Source organism: Terrabacter sp. BE26 (genome assembly GCF_041941675.1).
Classification (GTDB): domain Bacteria; phylum Actinomycetota; class Actinomycetes; order Actinomycetales; family Dermatophilaceae; genus Terrabacter.
Genome location: NZ_CP090122.1, coordinates 4248298 through 4272262, shown reverse-complemented (window position 1 = coordinate 4272262; position 23965 = coordinate 4248298). Strand labels below are relative to the sequence as shown.

24 protein-coding genes and 1 pseudogene are annotated in these 23965 nt (G+C 70.3%); 14 read left to right on the top strand and 11 right to left on the bottom strand.

Features of this window, described 5'->3' with window-relative positions; genetic code table 11:
* Nucleotides 1–211 precede the first annotated feature (211 nt).
* From coxB to LQK93_RS19575, 3 genes are read left to right on the top strand one after another with little or no spacing between them, the layout of a single operon-like run.
* Nucleotides 212–1141: a cytochrome c oxidase subunit II gene (coxB, locus tag LQK93_RS19585; protein WP_374969432.1), complete on the top strand. Its 930-nt coding sequence runs from the start codon at nt 212–214 to the stop codon at nt 1139–1141.
* Nucleotides 1138–2922: a cytochrome c oxidase subunit I gene (gene ctaD, locus LQK93_RS19580; protein WP_374969431.1), complete on the top strand. Its 1785-nt coding sequence runs from the start codon at nt 1138–1140 to the stop codon at nt 2920–2922. Before coxB ends, ctaD begins: the two co-directional genes overlap by 4 nt.
* A 3-nt stretch (nt 2923–2925) precedes the next feature.
* Nucleotides 2926–3324, top strand: coding sequence for a cytochrome c oxidase subunit 4 (locus LQK93_RS19575; RefSeq protein WP_374969430.1), 399 nt, complete (start codon nt 2926–2928; stop codon nt 3322–3324).
* A 165-nt stretch (nt 3325–3489) separates the two neighbouring features.
* Here the strand turns inward: LQK93_RS19575 and LQK93_RS19570 are convergent, their stop codons facing one another.
* The 7 genes and pseudogenes from LQK93_RS19570 to LQK93_RS19540 all read right to left on the bottom strand — a co-directional run bounded on the left by LQK93_RS19570 (nt 3490) and on the right by LQK93_RS19540 (nt 9568).
* Nucleotides 3490–3978 carry an NAD-dependent epimerase/dehydratase family protein gene (locus LQK93_RS19570; protein WP_374971551.1) on the bottom strand — a complete coding sequence of 163 codons (489 nt, stop codon included), beginning with the start codon at nt 3976–3978 and terminating at the stop codon, nt 3490–3492.
* 88 nt (nt 3979–4066) lie between these two features.
* Nucleotides 4067–4348: pseudogene (locus tag LQK93_RS19565) on the bottom strand (NAD-dependent epimerase/dehydratase family protein); the annotation flags it as partial.
* A gap of 308 nt (nt 4349–4656) precedes the next feature.
* Nucleotides 4657–5010 (bottom strand): metallopeptidase family protein, encoded by a 354-nt coding sequence (locus LQK93_RS19560; RefSeq protein WP_374969429.1) that lies wholly within the window; start codon nt 5008–5010, stop codon nt 4657–4659.
* 105 nt (nt 5011–5115) lie between these two features.
* Nucleotides 5116–6876, bottom strand: coding sequence for a cytochrome bc complex cytochrome b subunit (locus LQK93_RS19555; protein ID WP_374969428.1), 1761 nt, complete (start codon nt 6874–6876; stop codon nt 5116–5118).
* Entirely contained in the window at nt 6873–7985 is a 1113-nt protein-coding gene (locus LQK93_RS19550; protein ID WP_374969427.1) for a Rieske 2Fe-2S domain-containing protein, read from the bottom strand. Before LQK93_RS19550 ends, LQK93_RS19555 begins: the two co-directional genes overlap by 4 nt.
* A 49-nt stretch (nt 7986–8034) precedes the next feature.
* The gene (locus LQK93_RS19545; protein WP_374969426.1) at nt 8035–8844 is read right to left on the bottom strand and encodes a c-type cytochrome; all 810 of its coding nucleotides are present in this window, start codon (nt 8842–8844) and stop codon (nt 8035–8037) included.
* A gap of 61 nt (nt 8845–8905) precedes the next feature.
* Nucleotides 8906–9568, bottom strand: coding sequence for a heme-copper oxidase subunit III (locus tag LQK93_RS19540; protein WP_374969425.1), 663 nt, complete (start codon nt 9566–9568; stop codon nt 8906–8908).
* 242 nt (nt 9569–9810) lie between these two features.
* On the opposite strand from LQK93_RS19540, the gene LQK93_RS19535 reads away from it, so the two are divergent.
* Complete coding sequence (locus LQK93_RS19535; RefSeq protein WP_374969424.1) at nt 9811–10302, top strand: response regulator; 492 nt, start codon at nt 9811–9813, stop codon at nt 10300–10302.
* A gap of 2 nt (nt 10303–10304) precedes the next feature.
* Nucleotides 10305–11357 carry an anthranilate phosphoribosyltransferase gene (gene trpD, locus LQK93_RS19530; protein WP_374969423.1) on the top strand — a complete coding sequence of 351 codons (1053 nt, stop codon included), beginning with the start codon at nt 10305–10307 and terminating at the stop codon, nt 11355–11357.
* Nucleotides 11358–11370: 13 nt separating this feature from the next.
* Here trpD and LQK93_RS19525 read toward each other — a convergent pair whose 3' ends face one another.
* Nucleotides 11371–11655, bottom strand: coding sequence for an Lrp/AsnC ligand binding domain-containing protein (locus tag LQK93_RS19525; RefSeq protein ID WP_142186825.1), 285 nt, complete (start codon nt 11653–11655; stop codon nt 11371–11373).
* Between the two features lie 19 nt (nt 11656–11674).
* Nucleotides 11675–13453: a DEDD exonuclease domain-containing protein gene (locus tag LQK93_RS19520; protein WP_374969422.1), complete on the bottom strand. Its 1779-nt coding sequence runs from the start codon at nt 13451–13453 to the stop codon at nt 11675–11677.
* 264 nt (nt 13454–13717) lie between these two features.
* Here LQK93_RS19520 and LQK93_RS19515 point away from each other — a divergent pair, with 264 nt between their 5' ends.
* Both LQK93_RS19515 and LQK93_RS19510 read left to right on the top strand, forming a co-directional pair.
* Nucleotides 13718–14038: a hypothetical protein gene (locus LQK93_RS19515; protein WP_374969421.1), complete on the top strand. Its 321-nt coding sequence runs from the start codon at nt 13718–13720 to the stop codon at nt 14036–14038.
* A 226-nt stretch (nt 14039–14264) separates the two neighbouring features.
* Nucleotides 14265–15494, top strand: a complete 1230-nt coding sequence (locus LQK93_RS19510) for a hypothetical protein (RefSeq protein ID WP_374969420.1) — start codon at nt 14265–14267, stop codon at nt 15492–15494.
* Nucleotides 15495–15497: 3 nt separating this feature from the next.
* Here the strand turns inward: LQK93_RS19510 and LQK93_RS19505 are convergent, their stop codons facing one another.
* On the bottom strand, nt 15498–17288 hold the full coding sequence (locus LQK93_RS19505; protein WP_374969419.1) for an AMP-dependent synthetase/ligase: 1791 nt from the start codon (nt 17286–17288) through the stop codon (nt 15498–15500).
* 207 nt (nt 17289–17495) lie between these two features.
* Here LQK93_RS19505 and LQK93_RS19500 point away from each other — a divergent pair, with 207 nt between their 5' ends.
* From LQK93_RS19500 to LQK93_RS19485, 4 genes are read left to right on the top strand one after another with little or no spacing between them, the layout of a single operon-like run.
* Nucleotides 17496–17960: an SRPBCC family protein gene (locus LQK93_RS19500; protein WP_374969418.1), complete on the top strand. Its 465-nt coding sequence runs from the start codon at nt 17496–17498 to the stop codon at nt 17958–17960.
* Nucleotides 17957–18451, top strand: a complete 495-nt coding sequence (locus tag LQK93_RS19495) for a hypothetical protein (RefSeq protein WP_374969417.1) — start codon at nt 17957–17959, stop codon at nt 18449–18451. The genes LQK93_RS19500 and LQK93_RS19495 overlap by 4 nt, the downstream gene beginning before the upstream one ends.
* On the top strand, nt 18448–19416 hold the full coding sequence (locus tag LQK93_RS19490) for an ROK family glucokinase (protein ID WP_374969416.1): 969 nt from the start codon (nt 18448–18450) through the stop codon (nt 19414–19416). Before LQK93_RS19495 ends, LQK93_RS19490 begins: the two co-directional genes overlap by 4 nt.
* A 50-nt stretch (nt 19417–19466) precedes the next feature.
* Nucleotides 19467–20168, top strand: a complete 702-nt coding sequence (locus LQK93_RS19485; RefSeq protein WP_374969415.1) for an endonuclease/exonuclease/phosphatase family protein — start codon at nt 19467–19469, stop codon at nt 20166–20168.
* On the opposite strand, the gene LQK93_RS19480 is transcribed toward LQK93_RS19485, so the two are convergent.
* A complete protein-coding gene (locus LQK93_RS19480; protein WP_374969414.1) occupies nt 20165–20878 on the bottom strand; it encodes a hypothetical protein in 714 nt (237 codons plus the stop codon). The two genes, LQK93_RS19485 and LQK93_RS19480, sit on opposite strands and share 4 nt — an antisense overlap.
* Before the next feature lie 108 nt (nt 20879–20986).
* On the opposite strand from LQK93_RS19480, the gene LQK93_RS19475 reads away from it, so the two are divergent.
* From LQK93_RS19475 to LQK93_RS19465, 3 genes are all read left to right on the top strand, one after another.
* Complete coding sequence (locus tag LQK93_RS19475; RefSeq protein WP_374969413.1) at nt 20987–21919, top strand: lysophospholipid acyltransferase family protein; 933 nt, start codon at nt 20987–20989, stop codon at nt 21917–21919.
* 126 nt (nt 21920–22045) lie between these two features.
* On the top strand, nt 22046–23212 hold the full coding sequence (gene macS, locus LQK93_RS19470) for a MacS family sensor histidine kinase (protein WP_374969412.1): 1167 nt from the start codon (nt 22046–22048) through the stop codon (nt 23210–23212).
* Nucleotides 23209–23952: a response regulator gene (locus LQK93_RS19465; RefSeq protein WP_374969411.1), complete on the top strand. Its 744-nt coding sequence runs from the start codon at nt 23209–23211 to the stop codon at nt 23950–23952. Before macS ends, LQK93_RS19465 begins: the two co-directional genes overlap by 4 nt.
* Nucleotides 23953–23965 lie beyond the last annotated feature (13 nt).

Sequence of the window (23965 nt, the reverse complement as noted above, 5' to 3'; positions counted from 1 at the left end):
CTGAAGGAGGCTGCGAAGGGGCCGGCGCATCGGGTCCAAGGTTCGTGCCCGGATCGTGACTGACCACCCTGCAACGTTAGCCGCCCCCTACGGACGGCGTGACGAATGGGGCGGTAGGGTTGCGCCGTGGCCCTTGCTGGGCCTACGGATCGACGTGAACTAGCTCGACGCGCGCCACGCGCGCCCACGTACTGAACGAAAGGTGCACCTGGTGCCTGAGCACGAAGACACCCCAGCGGCCACGCCCGTGGTGACGTCGGTGGTGGCGAGGACCGGGCGCCGCCGCCTGGTCGGCACCGCAGGCATCGCCGGCTTCGCGACGCTCGCCCTCGGGGGTTGCCAGACGCAGGCGTCCAACGGCTACCTGCCTCCGGCGGTCTCCGACACCGGGCGGCTGGTCACGGATCTCTGGATCCCCAGCTGGATCGCGGTGCTCGCGGTGGGTGCGCTGACCTGGGGCCTGATCATCTACGCCGCCGTCCGGTACCGCCGGCGCAAGGACGACGACGGTTCCCTCCCCGTGCAGCTGCGCTACAACGTGCCGATGGAGCTGCTCTACACCGTCATCCCGGTGTTCATGATCGCCGTCTTCTTCTGGTACACGGCGCGCGACGAGGCGAGGCTGGTCGAGGTCGACACCAAGAAGGACCTGACGGTCAGCGTGGTGGCCAAGCAGTGGAGCTGGGACTTCAACTACGTCGACTCCAACGTGCACGAGACCGGCGCCCACACCGAGCTCGACGGCACCACCGGCAAGCGGGCCCAGATGCCCGTCCTCTACCTGCCCGTCAACAAGCGGGTCCAGTTCGTGCTCAACTCCCGCGACGTGGTCCACAGCTTCTGGATCCCCGCGTTCATCATGAAGATGGACATCATCCCGGGCAAGACCAACGGCTTCCAGGTGACACCGACCCAGGTCGGCACCTTCCAGGGCAAGTGCGCGGAGTTCTGCGGCGCCTACCACTCGCAGATGCTGTTCATGGTCAAGGTCGTCCCGCAGAACGAGTACGACCAGGAGATGGCGCGCCTGAAGTCCATCGGCAACGAGGGCCTCATCCCCGTCAACGTCAGCCGCGAGGAGATGGTCTCCGGCGACATCCAGAAGATCCCCGCACCTGCCCGGACTGAGAGCAACCGATGACTTCAGCAACCCTCCACCGCGAGGCCCCGGTCACGGGCGTCCGGCCCGCTCACCGGCGCCTGTCCAAGGGCCAGACCTTCGTCAAGTGGGTGACGACGACCGACCACAAGGTCATCGGCAACCTCTACTTCGTCACCTCGTTCATCTTCTTCCTGTTCGGCGGTGTGCTGGCCCTGCTCATCCGGGCGGAGCTCATGGCGCCGGGCCTGCAGGTCGTCGACAACGTCGACCAGTACAACCAGCTGTTCACGATGCACGGCACGATCATGCTGCTGCTGTTCGCGACGCCGCTGTTCGCCGGGTTCGCCAACGCCGTGATGCCGCTCCAGATCGGCGCACCGGACGTCGCGTTCCCGCGCCTCAACATGTTCGCCTACTGGCTCTACCTGTTCGGCGCCATCATCGCCTCGGCGGGCTTCCTGACGCCCCAGGGAGCCGCGTCCTTCGGCTGGTACGCGTACGCCCCGCTCTCGGACGCCAGCTACACCCCCGGGCTCGGTGGCGACCTGTGGGTCTTCGGCCTGGCGCTCGCCGGTTTCGGCACGATCCTGGGAGCCGTCAACTTCATCACCACGATCATCTGCATGCGGGCCCCCGGCATGACGATGTTCCGCATGCCGATGTTCACGTGGACCATCCTCGTGACCTCGCTCCTGGTGATCATGGCGTTCCCGATCCTCGCTGCGGCGCTCTTCGCCCTCGGTGGTGACCGCCGGTTCGGGATGCACATCTTCGACCCCCAGAACAACGGCGCGATGCTGTGGCAGCACATGTTCTGGTTCTTCGGGCACCCCGAGGTCTACATCATCGCGCTGCCGTTCTTCGGCATCATCAGCGAGGTCATGCCCGTCTTCTCGCGCAAGCCGATCTTCGGCTACAAGACCCTGGTCTTCGCCACGATCGCGATCGCGGCGCTGTCGGCGAGCGTGTGGGCCCACCACATGTATGCGACAGGTCAGGTGCTCCTGCCCTTCTTCGCCGTGATGACGATGCTGATCGCCGTGCCCACGGGCGTGAAGTTCTTCAACTGGATCGGCACGATGTGGGGCGGCAAGGTCGTCATGGCCACGCCCATGCTGTGGGCGATCGGCTTCCTCGTGACGTTCCTCTTCGGTGGGCTGACCGGCATCATCCTGTCCAGCCCCGCGCTGGACTTCCACCTCAACGACAGCTACTTCGTCGTCGCGCACTTCCACTACACCGTCTTCGGCACCGTGGTCTTCGCGATGTTCTCGGGCTTCTACTTCTGGTGGCCCAAGCTGACCGGGCGGATGCTCAACGAGACGCTCGGCAAGATCCACTTCTGGATGCTGTTCATCGGGTTCCACACGACGTTCCTCATCCAGCACTGGCTCGGCGTGGAGGGCATGGCTCGTCGCTACGCGGACTACCTGCCGGAGGAGGGGTTCCAGGCGGCCAACATCGTCTCGAGCCTCGGCGCTTTCCTGCTCGGCGCCTCGATGATCCCCTTCATCTACAACGTCTGGAAGACGTGGCGGCACGCGCCGCTCGTCGAGTCCGACGACCCCTGGGGCTACGGCGCGTCGCTCGAGTGGGCCACGTCCTGCCCGCCCCCGCGTCACAACTTCACGTCGCTGCCCCGGATCCGGTCCGAGCGCCCGGCCTTCGACCTCCACCACCCCGAGGCGGCCGGAGGGCAGTCGCCGATCGCCGACCAGTCCACGCTCGTCCAGGTGATGGGCCCGGCCGACGTCCACGCTGATCACCAGGCACACGGTGCGCAGCGTGCCACCGCCGAGACCAAGAAGACGGAGCTCTGACCGATGCGCATCGAGACCAAGCTCTTCCTCTACCTGCTCGGCTTCTTCGTCCCGGTGACGCTGATCTACGGCTTCTGGTCCAGGTGGGAGCCCATCGGTACCACGGCCCTGACGCTGAGCGCGCTGCTCTTCGCCCTCACGGGGTTCTACCTCTACATGACGGGCAAGAAGCTGCCGCTGCGTCCTGAGGACAACGCGGCGGGTGAGATCGAGGACGCCGAGGGCAACTACGGCTACTTCGTGGCCAGCTCGTGGACGCCGCTGTGGCTCGCAGGTGCCGGCGCCATCATGTTCGCCGGCCTCGCGGTCGGCTGGTGGCTCATCATCATCGGCATGTTTCTCGGCGTCGTCGCCGTCTGCCTGTGGGTTTTCGAGTCCTTCTCGGGCGAGTACTCCATCTGATCCGGGTGCTGGGTCCGCCCACAGCGATCCCAGCAGCTGCCACGACAGCCTGAAGGGTCCCGGTCTGAGACCGGGGCCCTTCAGCCTGTGCTGGGCTGTCGGTCCTGAGTGGGTCGTGCCCGCTCGTACCCCGCCCTGGGGTGCCCCAGAGCCGGCCGTATGCCGTCAGGCCGGGATGCCACCCCGCCAGCCGTGCTGCGGGTCGAAGCCGATCAGGCGCCGGGCGAGGGCGTTGGACAGCAGGGTCTGGCGGCCCAACAGGTCTGCGCGCACCTCGACGCCCGGGAAGGACTCTTGCAGCAGCTCCGCGCTGGGCCGCTCCATGATGGTGTCGTCGTTCGCGATGATGACGTTGACGGAGCCAGTCGTGTCGGCCTCCAACGCGTTGCGGCAGGCGGCGGCGGCGTCACGCACGTCGATGTAGCCCCAGAGGTTCCACATGCGGCTCGTGGCATCCAGCTGGAACGAGGGCACCGCCCGGTAGTCCTCGTCGGTGAAGATGTTGCTGAAGCGCAGGCCGACGAAGGGAATGCCGCTCCAGGTGCTGATGTGCTCGGCCATCGACTCGGAGAGCACCTTGGAGAGGGCGTACGTGGACTCCGGGTGGGGGAAGTGGTCCCTCGTCCACCGGGACGTAGCGTGGGGGCGCGTCAGGGCTGAACACGAGGCCCAGAGTGGTCTCGCTCGAGGCCCAGACGACCTTGCGCAGGCCGAGCGTCTGCGCCGCGAGGAAGACGTGCGCGTTCATCGTCGTGTTCTCGGTGAGCGTGCGTGCCGGCGGTCGCAGTCCGGGAGCGGGGATGTTGGCCAGGTGCACCACGGCGTCGGCGCCGGCGAGGACGTCGACGACCTGACCATGGTCCCTGAGGTCCGCACGCAGGTAGGGAGCGCGGAGCCCGTCCGGGGCAGCTGCCGTGTCGGTGGCGGTGACGTGGTAGCCGTGCTCGAGCAGCTCGGCCACGGCCGCCCGGCCAGCCTTGCCGGCCGCGCCGGTCACCACGACCTTCTCGGAGGATGACGTCATTGCAGCACCCTAGTCACCCGGGCACCAGGGCCCTGGGACGCTTCATCCTGGCGGAAACCAGGCGGGAACCGGGCGGAAACCGAGCGGGGACAACGCGAAGGGGAAGGCCTGGTGGCCTTCCCCTTCGATTGGAGCTGCTCGTTCACGGTCCGAGCGGCTCGCAGTGCGATCGTGTGGGAGAGGACATCTGTGCGCACCTCCATCCGATCCGGTTATCGGTCCCTCGACGTTAACGCCGGGCCTACCCCATGTGAAGGGGTCAGGACAGGGGATTGGCGAAACTGTCCCGAATGGGAGACATGGGAGGGTCAGCCCCAGCCGAGGTCGTGCAGATGCGCCTCGTCGATCCCGAAGTGGTGCGCCACCTCGTGGACCACCGTGACGGCGATCTCGTCCCGGAGCTGCTGCGGCGTCGTGCACATGCGCTCGAGCGGACCCTGGAAGATGGTGATCCGGTCCGGGAGCGAGCCCGCGTCCCACCAGCTGTCCCGTTCGGTCAGCGGTGTCCCGTCGTAGACCCCGAGCAGGTCTGGTTCGCCAGGCGGTGGCTCCTGCTCGACGAGGACGACGACGTTGTCCATGGCGCGTGCGAGCTCCTCCGGTATCGAGTCGAGCGCGTCGCCGACCGCGTCCTCGAACTCCGCGTCCGACAGGTGTTGCATGGGACGAAGTCTGTCACGGGCGTGCGGGCCGACCGAGCACCCACCAGACCGACGAGAGGGACTCCCCATCCGGGGGAGTCCCTCTCGCTGCAGCTGGGCCGCGTCTCAGCCGCGGTGCTTGTCGGCCTTGATCGTCTCGCGCTCCTGGCCGGCACCTGCCGCCTCGATCGCCTCGTGCTCTCCGGTGGGAGCAGCCACGTGCTCGTGGGCGTGGTGCTCGGCCTCGAGCTCGGCCGGCGTCGGAGGAGCCACGCGGTCGTTGAAGTAGAAGTGCGAGAGCCGTGCACGGCGCCGCTCCTTGCGGCTCACCGGGTTGTCGACCCCGTTGACGTCCTTGGCCGCCGACAGCTGGAGGGGCGCGGGCGACTCGTGCTGGACGAGGGGCCAGCGCTCCTCCGGGGTGAGGGGCGCGTGGATCTCCTCGAAACGCCCGTCTGCGTAGCGCCAGATCGTGCCGGTCTCGCGACCGTGCAGCACCTTCTGGCGGTCGGCGCGCTGCAGGCTGAGGCAGATGCGCTTGGTGATCCAGAACGAGATCGGGGGAGCGATGAAGAAGAGCAGCCGGAGCATCTGGGTGATGTCGTTGATCGACAGGTGCAGCTTGAGGGCGATGATGTCGTTGCCCGCGGCCAGGAAGAGCACGAGGTACATCGAGATGCCGGCGACGCCGATCGCGGTGCGCGTCGGTGCGTTGCGCGGGCGGTCGAGCAGGTGGTGCTCTCGCTCGTCACCGGTGACCCGCGCCTCGACGAACGGGTAGGCGCCGATGATGCCCCACATGATCGGCAGGAGCAGGATCGAGCCCGGGAAGATGTTCATGCTCCAGGTGAAGCCGAACGTCTCGAACTCGAGCCAACCCGGGAGCAGGCGCAGGGCGCCGTCCGCGAAGCCCATGTACCAGTCGGGCTGCGATCCGGCGGTGATCGCCGACGGGTCGTAGGGGCCGTAGGCCCAGATCGGGTTGATCGACACGACGGCCGAGATCAGGGCGATCACGCCGAAGACGATGAAGAAGAACCCTCCGGCCTTGGCGATGTACACCGGCAGCAGCGGGTAGCCGACGACGTTGCTGTTGGTGCGGCCCGGTCCGGGGAACTGCGTGTGCTTGTGCACGAAGACCAGCAGGATGTGCGCCGTGAAGAGGCCCACGAGGATCGCCGGGATCAGCAGGACGTGCGCCGAGTAGAGGCGAGGGATGATCGCCTCGCCGGGAAATGCACCACCGAAGATGAAGTACGCCATGTACGAGCCGATGACCGGCACGGACTGGACGAAGCCGTTCATGGCGCGGATGCCGGTGCCGGAGAGCAGGTCGTCGGGGAGCGAGTAGCCGGCGAAGCCCTCGATGCAGGCGAGCATCGACAGGATCGTTCCGAAGACCCAGTTGATCTCACGCGGCTTGCGGAAGGCGCCGGTGAAGAACACGCGCGCCATGTGCACGAAGACCGAGGCGATGAAGACCAGCGCCGCCCAGTGGTGGATCTGCCGGATCAGCAGGCCACCGCGGATGTCGAACGAGATGTTGAGCGTCGAGCGGTAGGCCTCGGACACGGTCACGCCCTGCAGCGGGGCGTAGGACCCGTCGTAGGACACCTGGCCGGCGCTGGGCACAAACCAGAAGGTCAGGAACGCGCCGGTGAGCAGGCAGATGATCATCGAGTACATCGCGATCTCGCCGAGCATGAACGACCAGTGGTCGGGGAAGACCTTCTTGGCCAGGAAGGACACTCCCTTGGCCGCCCCGAGACGGTCGTCCAACCAGCCGGCGATGCCGCCGAGGGGTTTCTGGGCGGTGGCGCGTGCGTCGGCCTGTCGGTCGCCGGCGCGCAGGGCGTCGGCGGGACGGGCGTCGTGGATGGTGCTCATCGGCGGTCACGCTCCCAGAAGCTCGGTCCCACGGGCTCGTGGAAGCCCTCGGGGGCGACGAGGTAGCCCGCGTCGTCGACGGTGATCTTGAGTTGCGGCAGGGGCCGGCGGGCCGGGCCGAAGATGACCTTGCAGTCCTGAGTGACGTCGAAGGTCGACTGGTGGCACGGGCACAGCAGGTGGTGCGTGGTCTGCTCGTAGAGGCCGACGGCGCACCCGACGTGGGTGCAGATCTTGGAGTAGGCGAGGACGCCGTCGATGCCCCAGTCCCTGGCCTTCGGCACCGTGATGAGGTCAGGGTCCAGGCGCATCAGGATGACGGCGGCCTTGGCCTTGGCCTCCAGGACGCCCTTGCCCTCGTGGATGTACTTCTCAAGCGTCTCGGGCATCACGTGGAAGACGGAGCCGTTGGTGACGTCGGAGAGGCGGATGGGGGTCATCTCCGGGTCGCGCATGAGGCGGATCGGCTTGCCACCGTTCTCCTTCGGGTCCCAGATGGTGTGCTTGAGCTCGTCGATGTTGACCGGGCCGAGGGAGCCGACGACCTGGAGGCCGAGGGGGAGGGCGAAGAGGCCGAGAGCACCACCGAGGGAGTACTTGATGAGGGGGCGGCGGTTGATCTGCGTCGAGGCGACGCCCTCGCTGACGACCGCGACCGCCTTAGCGCGCTGCTCCGGCGTCGAGGCCTGCGGGTGGCGCTCCTCGACGATCTCCACGTCGGACATCAGCGTCTTGGCCCAGTGCACCGCGCCGATGCCGATGAGGAAGATGGCGAACCCGAGGGAGAGCCCGAGCACGACGTTCTGGGTCTTGGCCTTGCCGATGCCGGGGAAGAAGAAGGTCGCCTCGTCGGGGATGGCGAAGTAGCTCACGATGAACACGAGCGTTGCGAGCATCGAGAGACCGAACATCGTGGCGACCTGGCGCTCGGCGCGCTTGGCGGCGGCCTCGTCGTCGTCAGCGGCGCGGTGGACGTGCGGCGGCAGACCCGGGTTCTCGAACCGGTCGCCGTCGCTGCGCAGGTAGGCGGGGAGCACCTCGCTCTCGTGTCCCGCTGCGGGGGTGAGGGCGGTTCCCGGCCCCTGGTCCGTGGTCTCGTGGTCGTTCATCGGGAAGTGGTCCTGTCGTGGTTCGTGAGCGGGACGATGCAGTGCGGGCTCATGCCGCCTTCTTGCCCAGCCAGACGGCGCAGCCAATGAGGATGCCCATGCCGAACACCCACGCGAACAGGCCCTCGGAGACGGGGCCGAGGTTGCCCAGCGTGAGACCGCCGACGTTGGTCTCCGACTCCTGCGCCTTGAGGTAGGAGATGACCTTCTGCTTCGCCTCGGGCGAGATGTTCATGTCGTTGAACACGGGCATCGACTGCGGGCCGGTCACCATGGCCTCGTAGATGTGCTTGGGCGTGGTGTCCTGCAGCGACGGGGCGTACTTGCCACGGGTCAGGGCGCCACCGGCACCGGCGAAGTTGTGGCACATGGCGCAGTTGACGCGGAAGATCTCGCCGCCCTCGGCGATGGCCTTGTTGTTCGCAGGGGTGCCTGGCTGCAGCACCGTCGTGTACTTCGAGTCGGGGATCGACGGGCCGGGGCCCAGGGAGGCGACGTAGGCGGCCAGCGCGGCGATCTGCTCGTCGTTGAACTTGACCTTGTTCTGGGGGGCCTGGACGTTGGGGCCCGGCAGCGGCATACGGCCGGTGCCGACCTGGAAGTCCACCGCGGCGGCTCCGACACCGACCAGGGAGGGGCCGGACTTCGTGCCCTGGGCCTGCACGCCGTGGCAGGTGGCGCAGTTGGCCACGAAGAGGTCCTTGCCCTGGGCCACGGCGTCGGCCGCCGCGGTGGGGGCAGCGGCCTTCGCGTCCGTCGGGGCGAGGAAGGAGTAGGCGCCACCGGTCACGAGCAGGCCGAGCAGCAGCAGCACCGCGATCGCGGCGGGGTGTCGGCGTCGGGCGGCCAAGGCGTTCACTGTTGGTTCCTGTCGTCCATGGAGGTGGGAGAGGGGCTCGTCTGCGTGGTCCTGCGCCGGATCAGCGCAGGAGGTAGATGGTCGCGAACAGGGCGATCCACACGACGTCGACGAAGTGCCAGTAGTAGGAGGTCACGACGGCGCCGGTGGCGTTCGCGTGCGTGTAGCGGCGGGTCGTGAAGGTGCGCGCGATGATGAGCAGGAACGCGATGAGGCCGCCGGTCACGTGCAGACCGTGGAACCCGGTCGCCATGTAGAAGATCGAGCCGTAGGCGTCGGAGCTGAGCGTGATGTTGTCGCTGGTGAGCTCGGAGTACTCCATCACCTGGCCGGCGATGAAGAAGGCGCCGAAGAGGTAGGTCACGACGTACCACTCGCGCATACCCCAGTTCTTGAGGTCGAGCAGCCGACCGGTGCGCGCCTTCTGGCCACGCTCGGCCTTCCAGACGCCGAGCTGGCACCACACCGACGAGATGACGAGCACGAGCGTGTTGATGCTCGCGAAGGTCACGTTCAGCTTCTCGGTGTGGGTGGCCCACAGGTCGCCGCGAACCGACCGCAGCTGGAAGTACACGGCGAAGAGGCCCGCGAAGAACATGAGCTCGCTGGAGAGCCACACGATGGTGCCGACGGCAACCATGTTGGGGCGGGTCGCCGGCCCGTGATGGGCCGTGCTTGCCACTGTGCTTGAAGGAACTGCCGATGCTGTCGCCACGTTGGACATTATTCCCACATTCGGGTCCGGCTACGCGAGGGACCCCCCGGGGAGGCGGCTTGTCGCGCAGGTGTAGAGAGTTCGTGACCGTTTCGACATGAACCCTGAACAGCCGTGCCGAGGCCGTCCACCTCCACCCTCCCACGTTCCTCCCGCCCGGTCACCGCCCCCTCGCGCGGGAGGAAGTGCCTCCCGGAGAGCGGGGCGAGGCGCGTGAAGCGGGTGCGGGCCAGCCCGGTAGCATCTGGCGCATGACCGCCTCGAACGACAGTGCAGCACCGGGCACGTCCACGACCGTCGCGACGACCGGCGCGACCGCGTCCTCCGAGTCGCGACAACCGGTGATCCAGGTCAGCGTGCTGCTCTACAGCGACGACATCACCACGCGGGACGCCGTCCGCGTGGCCGTTGGTCGTCGTCCCGCTCGTGACGTCGAGGTGGTTCGCTGGCACGAGTGCGCCACGGCGGACGCGGTCATCAGCGCCGTCGAGAACGACCACTTCGACATCTTGATCCTCGACGGCGAGGCGGCCAAGGTCGGCGGCCTGGGCCTCGCCCGACAGCTGAAGAACGAGATCTTCGAGTGCCCGCCCATCATCGTGCTGACCGGCCGCCCCCAGGACAGCTGGCTCGCTGCCTGGTCCCAGGCCGACCTCGCCGTCCCGCACCCGCTCGACCCGATTGCGCTTTCGTCGGCCGTCGCCACGCTCGCGCGCGCGAGCGCCCGCGTGCGCACGGCCTGAGCATGGGGCCGGACGCGACGCCGACCTGGCCTGCTGTCCTCAGTGCGCTGATCGCCGGTCGAGACCTCGACCGCGCTACGGCCGAGTGGGCCATGGCCCAGATCATGAGCGGCGAGGCGACCCCCTCGCAGGTCGCCGGCTTCCTCGTGGGCCTGCGCGCCAAGGGGGAGAGCGTCGAGGAGATGCGCGGCCTGGCCGAGCAGATGCTCGAGCACGCGCGCCGCATCGACGTGCCCGGCCCGAGTCTCGACATCGTGGGGACCGGTGGCGACCGGGCCCACACGGTGAACATCTCGACCATGTCCTCGATGGTGGCCGCCGCGGCAGGCGTCCGCGTGGTGAAGCACGGCAACCGGGCCGCGTCGTCCTCCTCCGGCTCCGCCGACGTGCTCGAGGCTCTCGGCGTCGACCTGTCCCTACCGCCCGAGCGGGTGGTCGAGGTGGCCTCCGAGGCAGGCATCACCTTCTGCTTCGCCCAGACCTTCCACCCATCGTTCCGGCACACGGCCGTGCCTCGTCGCGACCTCGGCATCGGGACGGCCTTCAACTTCCTGGGCCCGCTCACCAACCCCGCACAGCCGACGTATGCCGCCGTGGGTTGTGCCGACGCCCGCATGGCGCCGCTGCTGGCCGGGGTCTTCGCCCACCGGGGCAAGGATGCAGCCGTCTTCCGGGGTGACGACGGCCTCGACGAGGTGACGGTCTCGACGACGACCCACGTGTGGTGGGTGCGTGGTGGCGTGGTGACGGAGAGGTTGCTAGACCCGACACGGCTCGGTCTCTCGCTGCACCCGGTGGAGGACCTCCGCGGCGGCGACGCGGCCCACAACGCCGGCGTCGTCCGCGAGGTCTTCGCGGGCGCTCGTGGTGCGGTGCGCGACGCCGTGCTGCTCAACGCCGGGATCGCGCTGGCCCTCACGCGAGCCGACTCGGGGCCCTCACAGGCACAGTTCGACGCGGACCTCCGGGGCGGTATGGATCTCGCAGCCGCTGCCATCGACAGCGGGGCCGCCGCCGAGGTCGTCGAGCGATGGGTCGCCGCGACCCGTCGCTGATGGTGCTGGCCGCCTAGTCGCCCTCGAGGCCGAGGCTGAAGGCTGCCTCGAGATCGTGGGACGAGTAGGTGCGGAAGGCGATGTGCGTCGACGTGCCGACGATGCCCTGCACCTTGTTGAGCCGGTCTGCGATGACGTCGGCGAACTCCTCGTGCGCCTTGACCCGCACCATGGCGATGAGGTCGGCGTCGCCAGTGACCGAGTAGACCTCTGAGACGGCGGGGATGTCGGCGACGGCCTCGGCCACCTCGGGGATGCGGTCGACCTCGCAGCTGATCATGACGATGGCGGTGATCACGAGGACACCCTAGTCGGGCCTAGCCGGCGCGGCGCAGGCCGATGCCGGAGCGGCCGGGTCGGCTCCGTGAGCCTCCCGGTGCGGCAGGGGCGTCGTTGTCGAAGCCGATGACCTCGTGCGCCGACGCGACGGCGGGCTCGAGCTGGCTGCGGACGAGACCAGCACCACCGACCGGGCAGGTCCAGGACCCGTCCAGGTCGACGATGCGCACGCCGGGTGACTCGAGCCAGCGGAGCAGGATCTCGGTCTCCTCGGTCAGCGCAGCCGGGCGCGCCGGCGTCGGTGGGGGCACGGCCTCGGCGGTGGCCTGCATCGAGTGGACGTAGGGCATGGGGTCAGCGCCGCGCGGGCTGACGACGGTGCCGGCGAGCCGGCCGTGACGGATCGACACGAGCTCCCACCCACCCAGGTCGCTGCGGCGGGCGGCGACGATCTCGGGCGAGTGGACCAGGGGTGCCAGACGCTGGGCACGGGCGGCGCCCCGAACGAGCTGGAGAAAGCGGTCGCGCACCCGAGCGGCGTCCTCGAAGCGTTCCTGGGACGCCAGCTCGTCGAGGCGGGCGTGCAGCATCTCCGCTGTCGGCCGGGCGTCACCGGAGAAGATGGCCCGGCAGCCGTCGACGACCACGGCGTAGTCGCCCTCGGTCTGCGCGCCGGTGCACGGGGCGCCGCAGCGCCCCATGTCCGCCAGGGCGCAGGCCGTGCCACGGCCGGTGACCCGCCCGGTGCACTGGCGTAGCGGCACGACCTCGTGGACGGCGTCGATGGCGGCCTGGGCGGTGGCCCGGGACCGAAACGGGCCGATGTGGTGGGCTCCGTCGTCGCTGACCTTCTTGACGATCGAGAGCCGCGGGAAGCGCTCCTGCGTCAGCCTCACCCACACGCCGGCTCGTCCGTGCTTCGAGCGGCGGTTGAAACGTGGCTTGTGCTCGTCGATGAGGCGCAGCTCCCGCACCTGCGCTTCCAGCGGGGTCTGGCACACGATCGGGTGCACGACGTGCGCCAGCCGCACCATCTCGGCCATCCTGCTGCGCTGCTCCGAGGCGGTGAAGTAGGTGCGCACCCGGGTCCGGATGTCGCGGCTCGTGCCGACGTAGAGGACCCGGTCGCTGCCGTCCTTGAACAGGTAGACGCCGGGGGCGCTCGGCAACGGGTCGGCGAGGAACCGCTTGCGCCGCTGGGACGGCGTCACCCGTGAGCTGTAGCTCGAGAGCTCCTCGAACGTGTGGACGCCCAGGTTGCCGACGCGCTCGATGAGTCCGTGGAGCACGTCCACGGTGGCCCGAGCGTCGTGCAGGGCGCGGTGGTCGGGCGTGGTCGGCGAGCCGAAGACCTGGGCGAGGGAGGACAGCCGGTGGTTGGGCGACTCGTCACGAGCCACGAGCTGGCGCGCGAGCTGGAGGGTGTCGAGGACGGGAAACCCCGGCCACGGCGCTCCGACGCGGGAGGCCGCGGCCTTGAGGAAGCCGATGTCGAAGCCGGCGTTGTGGGCCACGAGCACGCTGCCGGCGGCGAACTCGAGGAAGGCGGGCAGGGCGCTCTCGATGCGCGGGGCGTCTCGGACCATGGCATCGGTGATGCCGGTGAGCACGGAGATGAACGCGGGGATCGGCTCCGACGGGTTGACGAGCGTCTGGAACTCGCCGACCACCTCGCCGGCGCGGACCTTCACGGCGCCGATCTCGGTGATGCCGCAGCGGGCGGGCGTGCCTCCGGTCGTCTCGAGGTCCACGACCACGAACGTGACGTCGGCAAGAGGGGTGCCGAGGTCGTCGAACGTGGCCTGGATCGCTTGCATGACGTGGACCGTATGCCGGGGCGCCGACAATGGGTCGGAGGCGCGGCCGGGACAGGATGGGCGGCCACCACGAGCCTCCGCGTCGCCGTGCACGCTGCCTGCTCCGACCACACCCCGCCTCGTCTCGAGTCCGGCCTGCCTCTCGGCTCGCCCCCCCGACACGTGGAGGTGGGACGTGCGGAACAGGGGGACATGGGGACTGTCGGTGGGGCGACCTAGCGTCATTCCCGACAGATCGCAAGGAGTGACGAAAGGTGGACCAGGATGATGCTCGTCGACTGCCAGACCTGCCCCGTGCGGGACGTCCACTGCGCGGAGTGCATGGTCACCGCGCTGACGGCGATTCCCCTGCGGCCGGGCGCCGAGGTGCCCGCTCCGCACCAGCACCGGGGCGACGCCCACGACGGCGATGCCCACGGCATGGTGACCGGGACCGTGGCGGCGCCTCTGGACCGTGCCGAGCGCCGAGCGGTCTCGGCGCTGCTCGCCGCGGGACTGGTCACCACCGCCACGGCCAACGCGGCGCGGGCCGAGCTCTCTCCGGCGGCACCTGTCACAGGCCAGCGGGCGCGCCACGCCGGGTGAGCGCACGACGACGTCAGCGGGCAGGCACCACACGTGGCACCATGGCGCGGTGCGCGGGACGAGATGCAGGGCGGCGACCCGGCGCGCACTCGCCGCCGCGACGATCGTCCTGGCGCTGACGGCCTGCACTACCGCAACGCCGTCCTCCCGGACCGCGGTCGGCAGCTCACGTCCCACGGCCGCGCAGCTTCCTGGCGAGACCCCGCCCCGCGCCACAACCGGCGCAGTGCTCACCACCCCCCAGATCACCCCGGAACAGTGGGTTACCGCCCGCCAGAGCGCCGTCGAAGCACTGGTCGAGGACCGTTTCATCGCCGTGGGGCGTGGTGACCGCGCCGCCTGGCTCGCGCGCCTCGGAGGCACGTCCGAGGCTTCCCTGCGTCCCTCACAGGCAGCGGTGTTCGACCGCATGACCCGCATGGGGGCCGGGCACTTCCACGTGACGGCGCTTCGCGAGACGGCCGCACCGGTGCCTGCCGCAGGAGGTGAGGCCGTCGAGTGGGACGAGAGGGTGAGCCTGACCTATCGTCTCGAGCGATACGACTCGGAACCGCGAGCCTTCGACCTCGACCTCACCTTCAGGGCCGACCCTGCTGCTCCTCGCCGCCTCGTGCTCACCGGGTCGCGGTGGTCCGGGCGTCCTCAACCGTGGGACCTCGAGGGCCTGGTCGTGCGCCGGACCCCGACCGCCCTCGTCCTCGCCGTGGGCGGGCCCAATCGGCCCAACGAGGTCAACCACGTGGACCGGGTCGACGAGGTCGGCCGCCGCGCTCAGACCGCTGCGGCGCGCGTCGCCGCGGTCTGGGGGGTGGCACGGCCGGCCGTCTGGATCGCGCCGGCGACCGACGCGGACGCCGCGGCGCTGCTCGGCCGTACGGCCGATGGGCTGCAGGGAGTGGCGGCGGCGACCGATGGACCCCTGACGCCCGGTCGCACTGCGGGCGCCGACCGTATCGTCCTGGTCCCCGAGGCCTGGACCTCGCTGAGTCCCGCGGGACGCGACGTCGTCATGACGCACGAGCTGACGCACGTCACAGTCCGGGCCTCGACCACCCGCGCCGTGCCGGTGTGGCTGTCGGAGGGTTTCGCCGAGATGGTGGCCTACGAGGCCGTCGACCTGCCCGAGGCGACGGTCGTCGCACCGGCGCTGGAGCAGGTGCGATCGACCGGCCTGCCCCGGGCGCTCCCGGCCGACACCGACTTCCAGCCCGGCACCCGCTCCCTCGACGCGGCATACGGGCTCTCGCTCCTCGCGCTGCGCACCGTGGCCGACGCGTACGGCACCCAGGCGGTCGTGCGCGTCTATCGCGAGGCGGCCGGTGGGCTCGACCTGCCGACCGCCCGGCTCGACGACCCCGAGGCCGCGGTGGACGAGGCCCTGCGGGCCGTCGTCCACACGAGCCGCCCGGCCCTGGTCACGAGGTGGCAGGCCCGGATCCGGCAGCTGCTGCGGTGACGGTCAGGCGTAGAGCTTCTCGACCTCGTCGCCGAAGTCCTTCATGACGACGTTGCGCTTGAGCTTCAGCGACGGCGTCAGGTAGCCGTTGGCCTCGGTGAAGTCTCCCGGGAGCACGGCGAACTTGCGGATCGACTCGGCCTTGGACACCGCCTCGTTGGCATGGTCGACCGCCTCCTGCAGGGCCTCGAGGACCTTCGGGTGGGTGCGGGCCTGCTCGAGCGTCACGTCTTCGAGCCCGTGGGTCTTGGCCCAGAGCGGCCACATCTCCTCGTCGAGGGTGACGAGGACGCCGACGAACGGCTTCTGGTCGCCGACGACGATGCACTGGGAGACGAGCGGGTGGGCGCGCAGGCGGTCCTCGAGGACTGCCGGCGCGACGTTCTTGCCGCCGGCCGTCACGAGGATCTCCTTCTTGCGGCCGGTGATGCGCAGGTAGCCGTCGTCGTCCATCTCGCCGAGGTCACCGGTGTGGAACCAGCCGTCGACGATCGCCTCGGCGGTGGCGTCCGGCTTGCCGTGGTAGCTCGTGAAGACGCCGACGCCCTTGAGCAGGACCTCGCCGTCGTCGGCGATCCGGACGCCCGTGCCCGGCAGTGGTGGCCCGACCGTCCCGATCTTGATCTTGTCGGGAGTGTTGACGGCGACGGGGGCCGTCGTCTCGGTCAGGCCGTAGCCCTCCAGGATGACGATGCCGATGCCCCGGTAGAAGTGGCCGAGTCGCGTCCCGAGCGGCGCGCCACCGGACACGGCGTAGCGCACCGCACCGCCCATGGCGGCACGCAGCTTGCCGTAGACCAGCCGGTCGAAGAGGGCGTGCTGCAGGCGGAGCAGGAGACCGGGACCGCCCGCGTCGAGCGCCTCGCTGTAGGCGATGGCCACCGTCGCGGCGCGCAGGAAGATCTTGCCCTTGCCCTCCGCCGACGCCTTGGCCTCCGCGGAGTTGTAGATCTTCTCGAAGACGCGCGGCACGGCGAGCACGAACGTCGGCTGGAAGCCGGCGAAGTCGTCGAGGAGGTTCTTGATGTCGGCCGAGTGGCCCATCCGTGCCTTGCCGGCCACGCACAGCACCTCGATGAACCGGGCGAAGACGTGGGCCAGGGGCAGGAAGAGCAGGGTCGAGGCGTTGTCGGTGATCACGACCGGCCCCAGCTTCTCGATGGCGTTCTCGGCGAGGTCGAGGAAGTTGCCGTGCGACAGCTCGCAGCCCTTGGGGCGGCCGGTCGTGCCGGAGGTGTAGATGATCGTGGCGACCGACCGCCGGTCGAGGCCGGCGCGTCGGGAGTCCAGCTCCGCGTCGGGAACCGCGCGGCCCTTCTCCCGCAAGTCGTCGAGCCCGCCGGTCTCGATCGTGACGACGTGCCGCAGCGAGGGCAGCTCCTCCCGGACCTGGTCGACCACGGCCAGGTGAGAGGGCGTCTCCACCACGGCCAGCTGGGTGTCCGAGTCGGAGAGGATCCACTGGACCTGCTCCGCGGACGAGGTCTCGTAGATCGGCACCACCACGGCGCCGGCGGCCCATGCAGCGAAGTCCAGCAGTGTCCACTCGTAGCGCGTACGCGACATCAGCGCGACGCGGTCGCCCTGCCCGACCCCCTCAGCGATGAGGCCCTTGGCCACCGCCGCGACGTCGTCGGCGAACTGCGCCCACGTCAGGTGGGTCCACCCGCCCGACGGCGTCTTGCGTGAGAACGCCGTCTCGCTCGGCGACTCGGTCGCGTTGCGACCGGGCAGGTCGGCGAGGCTGCCTCGCGTGGTGACGGGGGCTAGTGGTGCGACGACGTTGTCCTTCAACTGTCACTCCTGGTGGGGGCGGGAACTGTGCTGCACCATACCGACGGGTAACCGCGGGGGCCACGTCAGCATCGTCACAGCGAGACCCGCCGGGCCGGTGCGCCGCGCACGGCTGCCGTCGTGCCCATCTTGGCACGCAGCCGACGCGCTGCGGCGGCCCGCACCGCAAGCGGTGTGGCGCACCGGCGACGCGATAGCCTTCCGCGCATGGCCGATCGCACGGAGTCCTCCATCGTCATCGACGCTCCTCCCGGTGAGGTGCTCGACGTCATCGCGGACTTCGATGCCTACCCCGAGTGGGCCGGCGAGGTGAAGGACGTCAAGGTGCTGGCCGAGGAGGGCGACGGCTGGGCCGACCAGGTGCAGTTCACGCTCGACGCCGGCGCCATCAAGGACACCTACGTCCTGGACTACGAGTGGGATGTCGTCGAGGACGGCACGGGCGTCGTCTCCTGGTCCCTGGTGTCCGGACAGGTGCTCAAGGCGATGAACGGCTCCTACACCCTGGCCGGCGATGGTGGCGCGGGCGGCGGTACGAAGGTGACCTACCGGCTCGCGGTCGACGTGAAGATCCCGATGATCGGGCTGCTCAAGCGCCGTGCCGAGAAGGTCATCGTCGACACGGCCCTCAAGGAGCTGAAGAAGCGCGTCGAGGCCTCCGACCGCTCGTGAGCTCCACCGACGGTCCCGAGCAGGCACCCCGGCACGACGAGCCCCCCGGCCCGACCGGTCCCGGGCACCGAGCCGACGCGCCCCCGCCGGCGAGCGTCGCCGAGGAGGCGGCGCTGCTCGTCGAGCTGCTCTCCCGGCGGGGCTGGCCGCGTCCGTCGGGTATGCCGTCGGGCGCGCCCCGTGACCGAGCGACCGGCGGGTCGGCCGAGCCAGGCAGTGCCGCCGGGGCCAGCGAGAAGCCCTCTCGGCAGGACGCCGAGCAGCCTGTCGGTGAGTGCACCTGCGGCGGTACGACGCCGAGTGCCTGCCGGGTGTGCCCGGTCTGCCAGCTCATCGCGTTCGTGAAGCAGGTCAACCCCGACACCATCGACCGGGTGGCCGACTTCGTGGCCTTCGCGGCCACCGCGCTGCACGACCTCGCCACCGCCCAGCGCGAACGACAGTCCCCGCGGGACGAGACCGACGGCACCGAACCGGAGGGCGGGGCATGAGCAGGCGACTCGCCATCGGCATCGACATCGGGGGCACCAAGGTCGCCGGTGGCGTGGTCGACGAGACGGGGGCGATCCTCCACCGCACCCGTCGCGACACCCCGCACCGGTCCACGTCCCCCTCGGTCGTCGAGGACACCATCGTGGAGTCGGTCGAGGAGCTGATGTGCCGGTCCGAGCCCGGTGACGTCGTCGCGGTCGGCATCGGCGCGGCCGGCTTCGTCGCGGAGGACCGTGCCACCGTCGTCTTCGCCCCGCACCTGTCGTGGCGCAACGAGCCGCTGCGAGACGCCTTGTCCCAGCGCATCGACCTGCCCATCACCGTCGACAACGACGCCAACGCGGCAGCCTGGGCGGAGGCGACGTTCGGAGCCGCCCGCGGCGAGTCGCACGTCGTGGTCATCACGCTCGGGACCGGCATCGGTGGCGCGCTCATCATCGACGGCAGGGTGCAGCGCGGCCGCCACGGCATCGCCGGCGAGTTCGGCCACATGCAGATCATGCCGGGCGGCGTGCGCTGCGAGTGTGGCAACCGCGGCTGCTGGGAGCAGTACGCCAGCGGTAACGCGCTGGTCCGGGAGGCGCGGGCGATGATCGATGCCGGATCGCCCGTGGTGGCCGACCTGCTCTCGCGCCTCGGTGGCGACGCGGGCGCGCTCACCGGCCCCTTCATCACCGAGGCCGCCCGCGAGGGCGATGCGACGGCGCGCGAGCTGCTGGCCGACATCGGCGAGTGGCTCGGGATCGGCCTGGCCAACCTGGCCTCTGCCTTCGACCCCGGCCTCTTCGTCATCGGCGGTGGCGTCAGCGCTGCAGACGAGATGCTCATCGGGCCGGCACGGGAGGCCTTCAGGCGCCAGCTCCCGGGACGCGGGTACCGCCCCGAGGCGCGGATCGTGCGTGCCGTCCTGGGCAGCGACGCCGGCCTCATCGGCGCGGCCGAGCTGGCTCGCGCCGGGCGCTGAGGGACACCGGCGCGGTGGGGGAGACCCGAGCACCGCACACGTTGCGGGTCATGAGCTACAACCTCCACGACCTGCGCGACGACCGGGCGTCAGCGGCTCGCGTCATCCGCGCCGTCGACCCCGACGTCCTCTGCCTCCAGGAGGTGCCGAGGAGGCTGACGACCGAGATCCGGCTGCCGCCGTTCACGCGAGCCTGCGGCATGGTCTGGCACCGGCGACGGCTCGGCTCGGGCGGGACGGCCGTGCTCACGGCCCCACGCGTCGTCGTCCACGGCGTGACCACCGGACGCCTGCACGTCCGCTTCCCCGACCGCACCAGGGGGTATGCCGCCGCGACCGTCTCGCTTTCGGGCAGCGGACCGTGGGCCGCCCCCGTCACCGTCGTGAGCATCCACCTGAGCCTCCGGGCGGCCGAGCGAGCGGCTCATGCGGCCGTGGTGCTGCAGGGCCTGGGGGAGCGCGCCGTCGTGGCGGGCGACCTCAACGAGGGACCCGGCGGCACGGCATACGACCTCGTGGCCGCGCACTACCCGCGGGCCTCGGCGGGGCAGCCGACGTTCCCCGCGCAGCGCCCGACCGTGCCGCTCGACGCCGTCTTCGCCGCCAGAGAGTTTTGTGTCGTGCCGTCGACCCCGGTCGTTCTCGAGGAGGGCGACCTGCGGGCGGCCTCGGACCACCGGCCGGTGTGGGTCGAGCTGGACGTGTCGCCGACCTCGGCCCGCGCGGGGCGTAGCCGACCAGTGCCGGACTAGAGCCGGGTGCCGTCGTCGAACGGGTCGCGCTCGGTGCCGCCACGCAGGACCAGCAGCACGAACCCGACCACGACCATCGCGAGGGCCGTGACCACCCACCACCCGCTGCCGTCGCGGTCGAAGAAGAGGAGGTAGAGGAGCAGGAGCGGGCCACCGACGAGGCCACCGACGATGGCCCAGAACATCGGGTCGTTCTCGGCCGAGGGCAGGTCGATCTCGGACGGCGGGACGAAGTGCTCGTCGTCGTCGAAGGGGTCGTCTGCCGCGTCGCCCGTCGTCCGGCCCGGGGTCGTGCGAGCGTCCTCGGTGTCGTCCTGCGACGCAGCGCCGCCGCGCCACACGTGGGGGGTGTCGGGCGCGATCGGCAGCTCCAACAGCCCGGAGGACGCCGCTGCCGCGGGAGGAGCGGGCGTCCCCGGCGAACCCGGTGTCCCGGAAGCCGGCTGTCCATTCGAAGGCGGCGTCCCGCCGTCCTTGTCGTCGGCAGTGTGGCCGTCGGGGTCGGTGGCCTCGTCCGGCTGCGACGGCATCGCCGGGCCGGTGTGGGCCGTCGGGCCACTGGGGCCGGAGGGGTCGTCCGTCTCCGGGCGGCCAGCATCGGATTCGGCCTGCTGCGGCTCGAGCGGCCGGCGCAGCTGCGGGTCTGGCGCCTCGTCGTCCCAGCCGGCGATGATCCGGGCGAACTCGGCGTCGAGGTCTCGATCACTCACGACGGGCTCCTGAGGCGAAACGACTGGATCTGATGATCCTCGCATGCGGCGCTGGCCGCGCGCGAGTGACGTAGAGTTCGAGCGGTCACAGACGGAAGGCGGACACGGTTGTTCTACTGGTTCCTCAAGACGATCGTCATCGGGCCGATCATCAAGCTCCTCTTCCGTCCGTGGGCGGAGGGCGAGGAGAACATCCCCGAGGAGGGCGCCGCGATCTTCGCGAGCAACCACCTGTCGTTCTCCGACTCCATCTTCCTGCCGCTCGTCGTGCCGCGCCGGATGACCTTCCTCGCCAAGAGCGACTACTTCACCGGGCGCGGCGTCAAGGGTCGCCTCACCGCGGCCTTCTTCAAGGCCATCGGGCAGGTGCCCGTCGACCGTTCGGGCGGCAAGGCGAGCAGCGCCGCGCTCAACTCCGGCCTGAAGGTCCTGCGACGCGGCGACCTGCTCGGCATCTACCCCGAGGGCACGCGCTCGCCCGACGGGCGGCTCTACCGGGGCCGCACCGGCGTCGCGCGGATGGCGCTCGAGGGCAAGGTCCCGGTCATCCCTGTCGCCATGATCGGCACGGACAAGGCCCAGCCCACCGGCAAGGTGATCCCGCGGATCATGCGGGTAGGTGTGCGGGTCGGCAAACCCCTGGACTTCTCGCGCTATGAGGGCATGGAGGACGACCGCTTCGTCCTGCGCTCGATCACCGACGAGATCATGTACGAGCTGATGCTGCTGTCCGGGCAGGAGTACGTCGACATGTACGCCACCTCGATGAAGGACCGGCTCGTGTCGGCAGCCCGGGCCAAGGCCCGAGAGCTGCAGGAGGCCGCCAAGCCGGGCACGGCCGCTCCAGAGCTCGAGGAGGCCCTCGATGCCGCCGAGGGCAAGGCGCGGGCTACCGAGGACGCACGGCGAGCCACCGGCATGCCCGCCCGAAGCGACGGCACCGGCCGCAGCGTCGATGCCGGCGCAGCCGGTGATGGTGGCACAGGGGCGGCGGAGGGCCGCGACGACGACGGGGACACGCCCGTCGTGGCGGCCTCCTGAGGCATGGTCGCCCCTCGAGCCGTTGCGGGTGCGCAGCCCGAGGGTGAGCCGGCCGTCCTTTCCACGTCGGTGGGACAGCCGGCGTATCGGTCACCGGGGCAGGTCCTCGCGGACGAGCATGCCGTCGTGCGCGGTCTCTGGAGGGTGATCGACGTCTTCCGCTGGCTGGCGCTGGCGTATGCGGCCTGGTCCGCGTGGGAGCGGCACGACCGGATCGCGCACCCCGCCGCCGCCGTCGCCGTCCTCGCCGTTCTCGCTGCGTGGACTCTCGCGGTTACCCTTCGGCCGGTGCGAACCGTGCGTGCCTACGCCCTCGAGCTCACGATCGGCTGCGCCGCCATCCTCGCCACCCGGCTCGTCGACGACCCCGCCGTCATCACGGCGGGCGCGAAGACGATCCCGTCGATCTGGCCCACGGCTGCGGTCGTCGGCTTCGCGGTGCTGCGCGGGTGGCGCGGCGGACTGGTGGCCGCAGCGGTCGTGGCGGCCTCCTCTTTCGCCGAGGTGGTCGAGCCGACCCCCAACACCGTCACCAACTCGATCTTCGGCCTGCTGCTCGGCGGCTGCCTCGGCTACTGCGTCGACCTCGCGCGCTCGAGCCATGCTGCACTCGCCGAGGCGATGCGCCTCGATGCCGCGCGCGCCGAGCGGGACCGCCTGGCCCGTACCGTGCACGACGGCGTGCTCCAGACGCTGGCCTTCATCAACCGGCGCGCCAGCGACCTCGGCGGCGAGGCCGCGCGGCTCGGGGCGATGGCGGGGGAGCAGGAGCGGATCCTGCGCACCCTCGTGAGCCAGACGGACCTCGCCGAGGTCGGACGTGCCGTCAGTGGCGAGACCGACCTGCGGGCGCTCCTTCGGCACGTCGAAGGACACGGCGTGCAGCTCGTCTCGCCCGCCGACCCCGTCCTGCTGCCCCGGCGAGCCGCCGACGAGCTCGTCGCCGCTGTCGAGGCGGCGCTCGACAACGTGCGTCAGCACGCCGGGTCCGAGGCCCGGGCCTGGGTGCTGCTCGACGACACCCGCGACGAGGTGGTGGTCACGGTCCGCGACTCGGGCCGAGGTGTGGCCACCGGTCGGCTCGAGGAGGCCGTGGGGCAGGGCCGCCTCGGCGTGTCCTCGAGCATCCTCGGGCGACTCGCCGACCTCGGTGGCACGGCTGCCGTCACGTCGGGACCGGCAGGCGGCACCACCGTCGAGATGCACCTGCCGAAGCACTCGAGACCACGAGTGGCCGACCCACGGATCGGCCACCATCCCGACGCCCGGACGCACGCACGAGGAGCATCGTGACGACACCGCAGGACGCCACGCCGCAGGGGGCGCCCACAGCGCCATCCGCAGGCGTCTCCGAGCACATCCGTGCCGCCGAGCACATCCGTGTCGTCGTGGCCGACGACCACCCGATGTGGCGCGATGCCGTGGCACGGGACCTCGCCGACGCGGGCTTCGAGGTTGTCGCGACCGCCGATGACGGGAGGTCTGCGCTGGCACGCACCCGTGCCACGGTCCCGGACGTCCTCGTCCTCGACCTCAACCTGCCCGGCATGGGGGGTGCGCAGGTCTGCGCCGCCCTCGCCGCGGCCGGTGTCGCGACCCGAATCCTCATCCTCTCCGCCAGCGGTGACCACCAGGACGTCCTCGACGCCGTCAAGGCCGGGGCCCTCGGCTACCTGGTCAAGTCCGCAGGTCGCGAGGAGTTCCTCGCCGCGGTCAGGGCGACTGCGGCGGGGGAGCCGGTCTTCACCCCCGGGCTGGCCGGCCTCGTCCTCGGCGAGTTCCGGCGCGTCAAGGCGGCCGGCGTCGGCACCCCCGAACGCCCGATCCCCGAGCTGACCGACCGGGAGACCGAGATCCTCAAGTACGTCGCCACGGGGATGGGCTACAGGGAGATCGCCACCACGCTGTTCCTGTCGCACCGCACGGTCCAGAACCACGTGCAGAACATCTTCGGCAAGCTGCGGATGCACAACCGGGTGGAGCTCGTGCGCTTCGCCATGGAACGCGGCCTCGACCTCGCCGACCCCACATGAGCCCGGGGGCGCC

Excerpts from the sequence above, each read along its gene's own strand:
- ctaD (WP_374969431.1), top strand. The coding sequence starts at position 1,138 with ATGACTTCAGCAACCCTCCACCGCGAGGCCCCGGTCACGGGCGTCCGG.
- LQK93_RS19575 (WP_374969430.1), top strand. The coding sequence starts at position 2,926 with ATGCGCATCGAGACCAAGCTCTTCCTCTACCTGCTCGGCTTCTTCGTC.
- LQK93_RS19560 (WP_374969429.1), bottom strand. The coding sequence starts at position 5,010 with ATGCAACACCTGTCGGACGCGGAGTTCGAGGACGCGGTCGGCGACGCG.
- LQK93_RS19555 (WP_374969428.1), bottom strand. The coding sequence starts at position 6,876 with ATGAGCACCATCCACGACGCCCGTCCCGCCGACGCCCTGCGCGCCGGC.
- LQK93_RS19550 (WP_374969427.1), bottom strand. The coding sequence starts at position 7,985 with ATGAACGACCACGAGACCACGGACCAGGGGCCGGGAACCGCCCTCACC.
- LQK93_RS19540 (WP_374969425.1), bottom strand. The coding sequence starts at position 9,568 with ATGTCCAACGTGGCGACAGCATCGGCAGTTCCTTCAAGCACAGTGGCA.
- LQK93_RS19535 (WP_374969424.1), top strand. The coding sequence starts at position 9,811 with ATGACCGCCTCGAACGACAGTGCAGCACCGGGCACGTCCACGACCGTC.
- trpD (WP_374969423.1), top strand. The coding sequence starts at position 10,305 with ATGGGGCCGGACGCGACGCCGACCTGGCCTGCTGTCCTCAGTGCGCTG.
- LQK93_RS19520 (WP_374969422.1), bottom strand. The coding sequence starts at position 13,453 with ATGCAAGCGATCCAGGCCACGTTCGACGACCTCGGCACCCCTCTTGCC.
- LQK93_RS19515 (WP_374969421.1), top strand. The coding sequence starts at position 13,718 with ATGATGCTCGTCGACTGCCAGACCTGCCCCGTGCGGGACGTCCACTGC.
- LQK93_RS19500 (WP_374969418.1), top strand. The coding sequence starts at position 17,496 with ATGGCCGATCGCACGGAGTCCTCCATCGTCATCGACGCTCCTCCCGGT.
- LQK93_RS19490 (WP_374969416.1), top strand. The coding sequence starts at position 18,448 with ATGAGCAGGCGACTCGCCATCGGCATCGACATCGGGGGCACCAAGGTC.
- LQK93_RS19485 (WP_374969415.1), top strand. The coding sequence starts at position 19,467 with ATGAGCTACAACCTCCACGACCTGCGCGACGACCGGGCGTCAGCGGCT.